12 protein-coding genes are annotated in these 12,640 nt (G+C 50.9%); 3 read left to right on the forward strand and 9 right to left on the reverse strand.

The annotated features are described in order from the left end of the window. Positions 1-190 precede the first annotated feature (190 nt). On the reverse strand, positions 191-1,831 hold the full coding sequence (locus ACOJWD_RS02725; protein WP_486991688.1) for an ABC transporter substrate-binding protein: 1,641 nt from the start codon (positions 1,829-1,831) through the stop codon (positions 191-193). Between the two features lie 180 nt (positions 1,832-2,011). Here ACOJWD_RS02725 and ACOJWD_RS02730 point away from each other — a divergent pair, with 180 nt between their 5' ends. Then, positions 2,012-3,196, forward strand: coding sequence for an ROK family transcriptional regulator (locus ACOJWD_RS02730; RefSeq protein ID WP_486991689.1), 1,185 nt, complete (start codon positions 2,012-2,014; stop codon positions 3,194-3,196). Between the two features lie 124 nt (positions 3,197-3,320). After that, positions 3,321-4,079, forward strand: a complete 759-nt coding sequence (gene hemQ, locus ACOJWD_RS02735) for a hydrogen peroxide-dependent heme synthase (RefSeq protein WP_486991690.1) — start codon at positions 3,321-3,323, stop codon at positions 4,077-4,079. On the opposite strand, the gene ACOJWD_RS02740 is transcribed toward hemQ, so the two are convergent. The 3 genes from ACOJWD_RS02740 to ACOJWD_RS02750 form a co-directional block, all read right to left on the reverse strand. Continuing rightward, a complete protein-coding gene (locus ACOJWD_RS02740; RefSeq protein WP_486991691.1) occupies positions 4,042-4,797 on the reverse strand; it encodes a hypothetical protein in 756 nt (251 codons plus the stop codon). The genes hemQ and ACOJWD_RS02740 overlap by 38 nt on opposite strands. A gap of 86 nt (positions 4,798-4,883) precedes the next feature. Beyond that, a complete protein-coding gene (locus ACOJWD_RS02745; protein ID WP_486991692.1) occupies positions 4,884-5,912 on the reverse strand; it encodes a glycosyltransferase family 4 protein in 1,029 nt (342 codons plus the stop codon). After that, positions 5,909-6,970, reverse strand: coding sequence for a glycosyltransferase (locus tag ACOJWD_RS02750; protein ID WP_486991693.1), 1,062 nt, complete (start codon positions 6,968-6,970; stop codon positions 5,909-5,911). The genes ACOJWD_RS02745 and ACOJWD_RS02750 overlap by 4 nt, the downstream gene beginning before the upstream one ends. 205 nt (positions 6,971-7,175) lie before the next feature. Here ACOJWD_RS02750 and ACOJWD_RS02755 point away from each other — a divergent pair, with 205 nt between their 5' ends. Then, positions 7,176-7,583 carry an acyl-CoA thioesterase gene (locus ACOJWD_RS02755; protein ID WP_486991694.1) on the forward strand — a complete coding sequence of 136 codons (408 nt, stop codon included), beginning with the start codon at positions 7,176-7,178 and terminating at the stop codon, positions 7,581-7,583. Here ACOJWD_RS02755 and ACOJWD_RS02760 read toward each other — a convergent pair. From ACOJWD_RS02760 to ACOJWD_RS02780, 5 genes are all read right to left on the reverse strand, one after another. After that, positions 7,580-7,855, reverse strand: a complete 276-nt coding sequence (locus ACOJWD_RS02760) for a hypothetical protein (protein WP_486991695.1) — start codon at positions 7,853-7,855, stop codon at positions 7,580-7,582. The genes ACOJWD_RS02755 and ACOJWD_RS02760 overlap by 4 nt on opposite strands. A 79-nt stretch (positions 7,856-7,934) precedes the next feature. Continuing rightward, the gene (locus ACOJWD_RS02765; RefSeq protein WP_486991696.1) at positions 7,935-8,510 is read right to left on the reverse strand and encodes a hypothetical protein; all 576 of its coding nucleotides are present in this window, start codon (positions 8,508-8,510) and stop codon (positions 7,935-7,937) included. Positions 8,511-8,580: 70 nt separating this feature from the next. Beyond that, the gene (locus tag ACOJWD_RS02770; RefSeq protein WP_486991697.1) at positions 8,581-10,170 is read right to left on the reverse strand and encodes an EAL domain-containing protein; all 1,590 of its coding nucleotides are present in this window, start codon (positions 10,168-10,170) and stop codon (positions 8,581-8,583) included. A gap of 111 nt (positions 10,171-10,281) precedes the next feature. Beyond that, positions 10,282-12,267 (reverse strand): YCF48-related protein, encoded by a 1,986-nt coding sequence (locus ACOJWD_RS02775; protein WP_486991698.1) that lies wholly within the window; start codon positions 12,265-12,267, stop codon positions 10,282-10,284. A gap of 66 nt (positions 12,268-12,333) precedes the next feature. Continuing rightward, positions 12,334-12,640, reverse strand: a 307-nt coding sequence (locus tag ACOJWD_RS02780) for a hypothetical protein (protein WP_486991699.1), incomplete at its 5' end; no start/stop codon positions are given.

Below are 12,640 nucleotides of genomic sequence, written 5' to 3' on the forward strand. Positions count from 1 at the left end.
AGCATTCGAGGTAAAGCAAAATTGATAGTCATGGCCGCCCACAAAGACACTATAAAAAACATAAGCTTCTGGGTCATGTAGCGCATGGCGCCTGTCCTCCTTCTTCAAGACGGACCCATCGGAGATTTCATGAAGAAATCTCCGACGGGCCCCCTTCATCATAGCGCTTGTCAAAGTTGCAGCATCTACTCTAGGACTTGGGTTTCAAGTGCATGACTACAATTTCTGGTGCAGGCCAACTATAGGGCGCATTGGTTACATAAGGATTGGACTGTGTTGGCCAGCCAGTGTAATTCGAGGTGCTGTACTCATCCCATAGTGCTCCATCCAGCAACGGAATAAACGGAAGATCGTTGACCATCACCTTTTCCACCGATTGTATTGCGGCCGTTTGGGTCGCCGTGTTGGTGGTCCCAGCGTATTGGTTTAACGCCGCCGTGGTAGCCGCGTTATTCCAACCTTCCACGTTCCAGTCTCCCGAGGGACTAAGCGCATTATACAGTGCATAATACGGTGTGGGTCCGGGATTGGTCCATGTCATGGCCAAGGTGTACTTCCCACCTTGTAGGTTAGACACATATTCGCCATAAGCATCTTGGTCCACAGTGGTCTTGATGCCAATCGAGGTCAGCTCTTGAGCCATAATGGCGGTATCGGCATCCCAGTCGGACCAGCCGGACGGCACCTGAATGGTAAACGATAGCTGTTGCCCTGAAGGGGAAACAAATACGCCAGCGCTATTTTTCTTATACCCGGCATGCTCCAAAATCGACTCAGCCTTGGTCGGATTGTAGGTTTCGGAACTGGGGAGGTTCGACGCTTGATAGCTCTGTTGGAACGGCAACACTAGCGCCGTCGGGCTGGCTGGCTTTTCGTAGCCGTATTCCCCCTTCTGACCCAGCTGCTGCCGATTAATGGCGACATTAATGGCCTCACGCACAGGCAATTGGCTCAAAATCGAATTCTTGAGGTTGGGGAATAATCCCACTACTTCGTATGGAGCAAACCAGTAGTTGTTGTTGGGACTCTTCGAGGTGTACACACCCTTAATATCGGGAATGAACTGCCCGCTCCATCCAATTTGTCCTGCGGCAAGCGCCTCGTTCAAGGCATCGTTGGTGTCATACGCGGGAATTTCAATCTCCGGTACTTTAGGCTTGCCCAAATAGTAGTTTTCGTTTGGCTTAAACTTATAAACTTCTGATGTAAACGACGAAAGCACGTAAGGGCCAGTGCCGACCGGATCAGAATTCAGGAATTTAGCTGGGTCACTCACCTTTGACCAGATACTTTGCGGAACAATATACGTCTCTAACACGTACACACCAAAAGGAACGTCCGCTGAGCTAAACTGAAAGACCACGGTGCTCGAATTCGGCGCACTGACCGACGAAAGCTTTGTCCAGACCCCGTTGGTGTCTAATGCAGGATTGGCTTTGAGAAGGTCAAAAGTATAGACCACATCTTTCGATGTAAAGGCGGTTCCATTGGTCCACTTTACATTGGTTCTCAGATCCACCGTTAAGGTCTTGCCACCATTGCTCCAAGCATAGGATTTGCCAAGCAGACCGTACTGATTACTACTGACGGTACTAAAATAAAACAACGGCTCGTAGATGAAACCATCGGTTCCTGGGTTATTTGCAGTAGAAAATGGATTAAAGTTGTCGGTATAAGATCCATAAGGCGCTGGCGCCATAACTAATGGTTGGGCACTGGTCGCCGTGACTTTCCCTGTTGCAGCCGATGTGCTAGTACTTCCACATCCTGCTAAGGCCGCCATGGTCGCTAACGCGGCTGCGGCCGCTAATGATGCTTTTCCAATGTGCATCGTTGTCCCTCCTGAGGATTGACTCACAAGTGTCGAAAACCCCAAAAACACGGTTCCTTCTAAATATTGCATCAAGTCCATCAATAGACTTCGTATGTATGTTATACTAATTAAGTTCCTGTTGCAATCCTTTGCAAATTGGTCAAATATTTCCCTAATAACTGAAGATAGGTGGGCGCCATGTCGACAACGGTCGATGCATCTGTCATGCGCAACGTCAATAAGCGCATTGTACTTGGCCTTTTATATCTTGAACATACGATTTCTCGTGCCGATATCTCGCGTGCTACCGGATTAAATCGGGCGACGGTCTCCTCTCTAGTCGATGAATTAATTGCCGAGCGTTACGTCACTGAAGTAGGGATGGGAACCTCAAGCGGTGGCCGCAAACCGATAATGTTACAGTTCAACGCCAATACCGGCTACGTAATTGGATTAGATGTACAAATTACCCACATTACCACTGTCGTCATCAATGCGGCCCGTGAAGTCATCATGGAGAAACGTCGCGACGTTTCTCCAGCAGATCAACCGTTAGGTGATACTGTTTTAATCCGCGTATTACTCGATGAAATCCAACGCGCCAAAATGCACTGCCCTGATAGCCCCCATGGAATTATGGGCATTGGCATTGGCCTCCCCGGCCTTGTGAATCACCAGGAAGGACGAGCGCTCTATTTGCCAAACCTGGGTATCACCAATTGGAATCTGCGCGAATTGCTAGGAGCCCATGAGTCACTTCCCATATTCATCGACAACGACGCCAATTGTGGAGCCTGGTCAGAATATCTTACTACCCGCATTCCCAATCTCATTTTTATCAACGCGGGAATTGGGCTTGGTGCAGGGATTATTATCAATGGGCAGCTTTACCGAGGAGCAGACGGTTTAGCCGGCGAAGCAGGACATCACGCCGTCCGTGACACAGGTCGTGACTGCTCCTGTGGCAGTGTGGGTTGCTGGGAGCAATATGCTTCAGAGCGATCTCTAGCGCGGCACTTGAGGGCCGCTGGCGCGAAAGTTGAAGTACCGCTGCCACCCAATTTTATTGAGGAGAGCGTGGCTCGAGCTCGCCTCGGAGAGGCCATCTTTGAGAATGCCTTCCAAGAGTTGGGACAACACCTTGGCATTGGTCTTGTCAACTTGCTGAATTTGCTCAATCCAGACACAGTCTATTTGGGAGGAACGATTGGCGAGGCGGCCGATGTCCTTTTCCCCCATATCCAGGACATTATCGCCACAAGAGCTCTCATGAATAATCGGGCGGTTAAGCTATCATCGTCCCCTCTTTCGTCCGTAGCTCTTGGCGCTGCCGGGCTGGCATTAGCACAATCTATTGACCTTCTTCCCACCCCCACCATCTAATGGCGATGGTGCTCAGCATAGGGAGTCCTCTCGCCCAAGGAATGCGGTCTCTCTATGCTATACTAGGAGACATAATTGAGGCGTACGGCCGATCAACGGTATACATATTCAAGGAGGAAATCTTATGGGTGAACCAATAGAAACACTCGAAGGCTGGTACGCATTACATGATTTTCGTCGCATCAACTGGGCTAAATGGCGCCAGTATCCCATCCAGTATCAAAGTCGGGCACTGGCAGAACTTCACCACCTCCTTGACCAATATCAGTCCATTACTCCCGAGGAAGGCACCTTTGGCTTATACGCCATTTTGGGACACAAGGCGGATGTGCTTTTCATGCATTTTGGTTCTGACGCCGGACGTTTAGGGGAGTTGGAACAGGCTCTTGACCGCAGCCTGGTCGGCTCCGTTATGGACCGGACGTACTCGTATTTTTCGATGGTCGAGTTGTCCAAATATCTGGCTCGAGGAATTTCTGAAGAGCAAATTCATACCACCTTACGCTACCGACTCGAACCTTCCATTCCAGATGTTGACTATTTGTGCTTTTATCCCATGAACAAGCGTCGCCAAGGTGACGACAACTGGTACATGACGTCTCGAGAGGAACGCGCGGACCTCATGAAGAACCATGGCATCGTCGGACATAAATATCATGATGAAGTAATCCAGGTTATCACTGGCTCTCAGGGCTTAGATGATTGGGAATGGGGCGTCACACTGTATGCTAAGAGCCCACTGCCGTTTAAAAAGCTTATTTATGAAATGCGCTTCGATGAAGCCAGTGCACGATTTGCCGACTTCGGACCATTCTACGTCGGAAAACGACTTGACAGTGCAACACTCATTGCGCAACTTTCCCAAGCTCAAGGCGAGGAATAATACGGTAACTTTCCACAAGACTTAACAATCCCGTAGAGGAGGTCTTGGCATCATCAATGGCAATGACGTCCTGCTTTTGATCCCAGTCAGCTATGGTTGCTTGCGGTACGGAGACAAAAAGCCCATGAGCCCCAGGTAATTGTGGTGTCACCTCCTGACTTAGTTGACGGGCTGTGGCCGTAGCCTGTGTTTGGCTCTTGGCTTCCACCAAAAATAGCCATCGCGATTGATACCACCAAATGAGGTGCAGTTTTTGATCCCAATGCGCCTCTCTGCCATGGGAAAGCCGCGTAGCGCCGCCAGTTAACTTAGGCAGTCCCGCCGGTCCCATTAAACTGTACGACGCCAGCAACGCCCATATCGAAACGTGAGCTCGTGAGGATGAACGTATGACACTATAAGAAAAGATTTCTTTGCCATCTTGGTATGCAGCCAACGGGCTGGAATTAAAAGGCATAGGATGGGACAACCCATCGACCAATGTGATTCCATAGCTGTTTTTGGTTGCAAAGCTATAACCACTCATCTTGCCATGTATCGGAATGAAGAGTTTGATGGGAGCGTAGAGGGGAAGCTCGGTCTGGTGAGTGATTTGCATAAGGCCGTCCTTCAGCGCCGGTACAAGCTTCACTGCCCCCTGATGCTTAGGGTAGGTTACTCCACAACCCGCCAGTAGCACACCACATAATATCATTGCCAATTTCTCTCTCGTACCCATCGCCACTCCATCCTTGTGCCTTATTAGATTAACGCACTTAGACAGACAAAGGTTACTGGATCCGATGGTATATTTGGTATATTTTCTCACTTCCCGATAGAAAGCGGCACATCGCGCAAGCCATCCACAAATTGGTCTCGAAATAACTTCACTGCATCATACCCGGCACGGGCCTTGGACCGATAATAGCGTTCATCCTGCAATGCATTAAGTGCCGCCAGCCACGAACCCGGGTCTTCATCCACCGCAATCACGGCGGCACGCTCCTCGGGTGATAATCCCGGGATACCCTCTTGATGCGCCAATACGGGACGACACATCGCCATCGCCTCAAGAATTTTGTTTTGTGAACCTGCACCTACCCTCACCGGAGATATGGCCACTCCACACGCCTGATATATTGACAGGATCTCTTCTTGAAATCCCATCGCCACCACTCCATTCGGCACATCCAGTATCTCGCTTCCCGCCCCAACCAACGTCAGTCGATAATGATGACTCTCCAAATATGGCCATATGACTCGTAAAAAGGACTCGATACCTAGCCTATTAGGGAGATATGAAAAATTGGCTACCATCACTAAATGCCGACTATCACCGGGTTCAAGCATCATCTTCAGGCGTACACCATTCGGAATGACCGTCGTTTTTAAGCCGTGCTGCAAGAGCCACTCAGCGTCCGGCACTGCGCTCACCAACACCTGGTCAAATTGCTTGGCTAATCGCAGTTCTTCTCGCCCGATTCCCGCTAATGTGGCCTGCTTAAGCATAGTGCGGGCATTCCACCCGAGGTGCTTACGGTACCAATCCAGACTATCGGTTAAGTCAAGCATCCTCCAGCCTGCGTCGACACTAAGCGCGCTCGGAGCACAAGAGAGTTGAAAAGCGATCACCCCATCCACCTGCAGGTCGGGAGCCCGATAATGCGGACGCCATAAATAGGGACTACAGGCCACAAATGGAGTGCGCTCGATACGAGCGTCCTTGCCCAGATGAATCACATCGACATCCCATCCCAGCGATCGCAATGCCGCCAGGAGACCTCCTAAGCGATTCCGGTCCCCTTGCATGGGCCCATTTTCAGAAATTCGGGTCAGTACGGCCACACGAGTCATGACAACACCGCAGCCTGCAACACCGATTCTGTACGGTGGAGTTGGTCGGACAATGCATAGAATTGTCGTTGAACCCTTTGACATTGTTCCACAAGGCGCTCGCGGTGGTCTAAAGCATAATCAATAGCGCGCATGAAAGCCTCTTTATTTCCCGGTTCATAGAGCAACGCCCTATCCACTCGATGAATCATCTCTGTCATCGAGCCCACGGCGGTACCCACCACGGGAACGCCGCAGGCAAAAGCATCCAGCACCGTATACGGTGCTCCTTCTTTATATGACGGCTGAACTAATACATCAATGTCATCAAAAAACGCATCGATATCATCCACCCACCCGATCCACGAGATGTGAGGGTAACGGCTCGTATAGCTCTGTACAATGTCGCGCATCTCGCCATCACCGGCAATGATCCAGTGCCACTCAGACTGACGCGCCGCCACAGCCAACAGGTCCGGCAAACCCTTTTCGGGACTAAAGCGGCCCAAAAATCCGATTCGTTGAGGTGAGTGGGCGTGCTGCCTTAGCTGTTCTCTCGCTAGCACGCCATTGACAATTTGATGCACCGCCGTCGAGGGTAGGTATCTTTGGGCAAATCGGCTATCATCATCCGTCATCGTAATGATAGCTGTACTACGTTTAGCGGCCCACGCTTCGATTACCCGAAATACGGCACGGTTGCTGCGGCTACGAGTAGGATCTTGAAACACATAGCCATGTGCCGTATAAACAGAAGGTATGTGCAAGCGCCACGCTGCAATCCGACCAAGAATCCCCGCTTTAGAACTATGACAGTGCACCACGTCAGGAGTGGCATCGCGCAATAGAGCCATTAGCGTCACAACCGCTCCAAAATCAACTCGCACATTCACGTCACGCACCAACCTGGAGCAATAAATTTTATGGACGCTTTCAGGGACTACACTGTCAATCCAGCGGCCGCCACCGTGCACCAGTGTCACCTGGTGACCCTGACTGACTAAAAATGTGGTCAGTTCCACCACGTGACGTTGGGCACCGCCAACCTCTCCACCGGTAATAACCTCCACAATACGCACCCACATGCCCCCCTGCCCTCACATAATACCAAACATCTCAAGAGGTCTTGCCGCTATGCTATACTAACCGGCGGGAGATCTGGGGAACCCAAAGCCTGGTCGCACGATACATGATACATAGGTTATCTTCAGAAAAAAAGCCAGCAGATCACCGCTCACGGTTCACGGTTCACGGTTCACGTAACCCAGTACAAGGAGGGATTTTGTGCATCATATCGAACTTCGGGTGCGATTCGGTGAAACCGATATCGCAGGGCATGTCAATAACGCGACGTATCTCACCTATTTAGAAGAAGCTCGCATGAAGTTTGTAGAAGACCTACTAGAACCCGATGATATGCCGCTCATCATGGCCGCGGCTCATCTCGATTTTGTCAACCAAGTCTTCTTTCGCGACCAAGTGCGCATTGAAACGGGGATCTCTCGCATCGGTACCACCAGTTTTGACATGGTACACTATCTCTATCGCGAACCCTCGCATCAATTAGCGCTGACCAGTATCACAACCTTAGTCTATTTCGATTACGACAAGCAAAAGCCTAAGCCCGTCCCGGACAAATGGCGCAAGCGACTGGCCGAATATACTACCGAACCGCCACAAAGCCGCGCTTAGTAGCGCGGCTCGGTTAACGCCTTCTTGTGACTTCTTTCGATGTAGGTTAATATGCCGCCACCTAGAGCCCAAATCCATACCACTCCAGTGACCGGCCACAGAAACCAGCCTAAAAGACCAAAGCTGACCAGTTTCAACAACCACACAATGGCTACGACTCCAACCTGAATGCCGCCACTAGTCCATTTCCCCATAATTAACGATCCTAATCCTGGGAGAAATAAGTTCACCACGATCCCAATCCCTGCTAAAATCCGTCCCACTATACTCACCTCGCTTATCCTTATGATACGCCTTCACTGAAAATAGGCAATGGTAGTCAGATCCGTTTTTTCCCATATATGCCTATGCTCACCACGGAGCTCCAAGTTGGATCCTCGGATACTGTACCAACCTACGATACAATCGCACCAACACGTACACTGGTGCCAGTAGCGCCACAGCAACGGCACCCATGGTCACCGAAACAGCGTCTCTCGGCGCTTGCCCGGCCACCACGGAGCCCGCAAGCCCATATACGACAATGACGCCAAAATATCCAAACGGCCAAATCATGGTAGCGAGGACCTTATCCCACTTGGTCCACTTAGGAGACGACCATAAAAAGACAATGCCAATGACCCATCCTACAATGACGATAAATCCTCCAAGCAGGAGAAGACCCGGAGTCAGCCACTCCCTTAAGGTCACTTTGCCCGTCGGAGGTGGCGCATCCATCCCTGCTGAAACGACCACTTTTTCCATAAGTTCTTCTATGCTCCGCTCCACTTCCTTCGCGTCCACAGACTGTCTTGACGCCCGCAGGCGATCAACTTCTTCGCAAACGTCCTTCATAAGAAGCTCTCGACGCTCTATCGGCACCACTTTTATAGCGTTCTCAAAAGATCTCAAAACCCTTTGAGACCACTGATCGTCCGTCTCTTGCACATCGGTCACGTCCTTTTAGACCCACTAAGTGTTGCACGGTAGTTGGGTTAAACCCGCATATCGCCACCCATTATCCGCGCGCCTCTGTTTTAGGATGGTGCTGTCGCAACCGATGATCGGCTCTCGCGTATAGGGCCTCCACCGTCTGGCCATCGCGACCCCAAACCGAAAGACCCAGATGAACCTCCAGCGGTAACGCATATGATTGCAACTTTTGACGGACCCGACTCACATCGAGGCGCAGCTTTCGAGTGTCAGCATATGGTCCCCATATGATGAATTCGTCCCCACCAATACGCCCTATGGCCACATTCGAGGTCATCAATCCCTGAAATGCGATACCCAGTTGCGAGAGGACGTGATCGCCGTACACCCGGCCTTTGGTCTGACTTAGACGTCCAAACCCGGTGATATCAATAATTCCCATCACCCATTTGGGTGATGCGGACAGCGTTTGCCGAACATCACGCCGCACGCGATCGAAAAATGCCCGCCGTGTCAGTACTCCGGTCAATGCATCGCGATCCAGTAATTCTTGATAGGCGTGTAGCACGACGCTTTGGTCCCAATTAAATAGGTTCCGTAAACTCGGCACCACTTGACCATGACCGTGCCGCATTAAGGCTTCGCTGACAAACGTTTCGAAACGACGATAGGCAGTCACATAATAGGATAGATCTATACCGAATTCCTGATGCATCCGAGCCATTTTTATGCCACGTTCCATGTCCCCTTCATCAAGACGCCCACGAGTCAATTGTTGAAAGTGATCCAACAGTGTAGCCTCATACTCCGTACGATTCAAAATCGCCAGATGATGACTCATCATCGTCCCATCAATCCACTCAGCCATCTTGACCACGCCTGGGCGTATATGAGCTCCCAGAATTTCCAGAGAATCTTCCACCAGAGCTAAGGTATTATCGGTTAAGGTGTTTGCTTCCGCAAGGGCCAATCCCATGCGGCGAAGTCCGACTATCCTACGCGATACATGCGGAGTGGCGACATGTGCGATCCACGTTCGGCTGGGATGGGCGAGCCCATACCCTTGACCATACCGAACCCCTAACTGCCGCAAATGCTCGATTTGTTGCGGCTGTTCCAACCCCTCGGCAATAATCTGGGTATCGCGCCGAACCCATCGCACTAAAAGTGCGATAAGGCGGTCCACATCGGGATTCCCCAGTTGCTTAATGAGAGCTACATCAATCTTAATCCACTGGGGCTCCAACTGGATTAAGCGTAAGGGATCGGCAGTGCCCACTCCCCAGTCATCAATGGCAATAGCGGCACCTAAACTCCGCATGGGAGCCAGTTCCGCTCCCCATCGTTCGAGACGTCGGTCCGACTCGGGCACTTCGAGAACCACTTGCGACCAATCGTCGTTTAACCGGCATAATTCTGATAAATTATTCAGTCGAACGTTCAAAAAAAGTTGCGAACCTGTCGGACGATTCTGTCCTTCTTCGATAGACAAACACTGTAACCTACGATACGTTTCATTCAACTGCCCCTTAATGCGAGCATGCTGCAATACCGGAGCAAATCCTTCGCCTTCCCGCCCCTTAATCCGCCCCAAAGCCTCGTATCCGATCACGTCTCCAGTGACAAGATGCACGATAGGTTGAAAAACCACCGTCAGGTGGTCGAAATCTGGCATCATGCTCCCCCCTCGATCTGCGACCTTTAGGGCAACTTTGCACCTTTATTTAATTAAATAGTAGCGCTTTGTCCTGTGTTAGGCAAAATCCTACCTCCAATTATGCAGATCCTACGGAAAATCCAGTGGGCTTTTTGCCACTAGGTGCCAAAATCGCCCGCCGTCAGAAGTAACGTACATGGCATTGTTAGCGGTCATAAATCCCCATTGCTGACTGATAAAATCCAAGTGTACTAAATTGAGATCCCCCGGTAAAAAAGTTCGTATCCAGGTCCTACCTCCATTAGTTGTCTCTTCAAGGTAGTTCAGTATCATAGTCTTGTGCAACACCCGGTCGTCTCCAGGCTTCTTAAAGGTACTGTTGCTCTCTTGAATGGCCGTCACCTCAACCCATCCCTGACGACGATTCAGAAAATCTATCACAGGCAAACCCAAATAGGTGATGTCGTGATGACGAGGCCACGTGTAAACAATCCGACTGGTTTTGCCATCATTGGCACTAAAGGTCAACTGCAGGATCCGGTCCGCCTTATCATCTTCAACATTCCACTCATCGGCTGCCGATACAAAGTCCGCGGTTTGCACATTAAAATTGGCCGCGGTGCTCATTGCCGTCCACCGAATACCGCCGTCCTGCGTCAGATATAGTCCACTATTCGTGCCCATGATGGCATCGTTGGTGCTGAGAAGCTTTAGGTTTTCCGTGAAATCCGAGGGCACTACCCCCTTAACATGCCAACTGCGCCCACCATTATTGGTCCGGTAGATCTTGACCTCGTAATTACCGGCTGGCGTTGTCGCTATTGTTGTAGCCAGCCCGATCACACCGTGAAAAGATATGGCGCTAAAGATTCCTGGAGGATTGGCGTCGACGACATTCCATGTCGTTCCGCCATTCGTGGTCGCCATGATTGCGCCATTATTAGCCCCGTCCCCCAGTCCGTAGCCCCTCGACCGACTCACCATATCAACCACCATGGGCGACAGTGACCATGCTGACGTAAAATGCTGACCATTGTCAACGGTCTTCAACAACACAGGGCCATCATTGGCGGCATTAGTAAGCAATATCCATCCTTTGCCCGGTCGGACCATGGCCATGCTGACGATGTTCCAGCCTTGCGGTCCACCCACCGCGCGCCAAGACTCTCCTCCGTTAGCGGTGATCATGAGGCCAGACGACTGAAATCCCATCGCTCCACTACTAAGGGCAATCCATCCCTGGCCGGTACCGCTATAACTGCTGGCCATCGGGAACCCGGTCGCGGGGGTATTTCCCCATTTAGCAAGATTCGCTCCTGCCACCACACTCCAGGTTGCACCACCATTCGTGGTCTTGAGCAATTCTCCCACCATTGGAGCACCCGAGGGCCCGTCGATAAGGATTGCACCGGTGTGAAGAGACGAAAAATCGATCTCACCAATAGTACTCCGCGTCTGATAGACCGGCGACCAGATTATTCCACCATCCATGGTGACCATCAAGTAATCCTGATGCGATCCCTGAAAAGTGACGTATCCCTCCTCGGGCGTAACAAAATCGATCTGCTGGGGGCGATGGTGGAATTTGACACTCAATGTACGCCAGCGTTTCCCCCCATCGAAGGTCCGATACAACCTATTGCCTAAGATCACATACCCTGATTGGCTCGACAGCATGTCAATGTGAGCCCGATCTCCCGCTGCCCGCAACTCTGCCTGCCAATCATGGCCGCTATCGGTGGTGTAGAGCAGTGCTAAGGACGATGTTCTTTGATTTTCAGTTAACCCTACCACCCAACCGCGTTGTGGGGACAAAAAATCAATGGCCGTCGGAATTTGATCTTTCTGCAGCAAGGAACGCGATGACCAATTTTTCCCGCCATTTTGAGTTTCCATGACCTCATGTCCCATACCCACCAGCCCCCATTGCATCGAAGAAAAATCCACTACTGTCGGATTAGGGGGAGAGGCTTGAACGACCGGAAAATCTTGTCCGCGCGAATTCGCGATGGATCCAATCGCCGTACTGTGGGGTAAAAGAGTACCGCATCCGGTAAGAATCATGCTCATGATGCCCAGAGCAAATCCGCGGGACCTCAGACGAGCGGGACGCATGCAAATCCATCCTTTGAAATAGCCGTTAACTTTCACAGTACATTAACGCCGAGGAGCCACCCTAAGTTACTCATTCAATACCTCGAGTGGTGCAAACTCGAGTGGCAACTGCTGAACCTCGCCATATTTTTTCCAAAGATGTTCGACTTTCATCAAGGCCACTTTGACGCTCGATGCGTCAACCAGTGCGGATTCGACGTCATCAGCCAAGTCGCCGTCAATGTCCCTAAGGCTCATGATTTGCCGGCGTACGGTGGGAGCATAATGATGACTGCGCTCATAAGAGTAGGTCACGAAGCTTCTAATCCACTGATGATAGACATACCAAAAAGTGGCCTCACCCTCATGCTGTAAATGATGCAAAACGCGCACC

The organism is Sulfobacillus sp. TH-112 (assembly GCF_057473405.1).

Coding starts and splice junctions, on each gene's coding strand:
- ACOJWD_RS02725 (WP_486991688.1), bottom strand. CDS start 1,831: ATGCACATTGGAAAAGCATCATTAGCGGCCGCAGCCGCGTTAGCGACC.
- ACOJWD_RS02730 (WP_486991689.1), top strand. CDS start 2,012: ATGTCGACAACGGTCGATGCATCTGTCATGCGCAACGTCAATAAGCGC.
- hemQ (WP_486991690.1), top strand. CDS start 3,321: ATGGGTGAACCAATAGAAACACTCGAAGGCTGGTACGCATTACATGAT.
- ACOJWD_RS02740 (WP_486991691.1), bottom strand. CDS start 4,797: ATGGGTACGAGAGAGAAATTGGCAATGATATTATGTGGTGTGCTACTG.
- ACOJWD_RS02745 (WP_486991692.1), bottom strand. CDS start 5,912: ATGACTCGTGTGGCCGTACTGACCCGAATTTCTGAAAATGGGCCCATG.
- ACOJWD_RS02770 (WP_486991697.1), bottom strand. CDS start 10,170: ATGCCAGATTTCGACCACCTGACGGTGGTTTTTCAACCTATCGTGCAT.
- ACOJWD_RS02775 (WP_486991698.1), bottom strand. CDS start 12,267: ATGCGTCCCGCTCGTCTGAGGTCCCGCGGATTTGCTCTGGGCATCATG.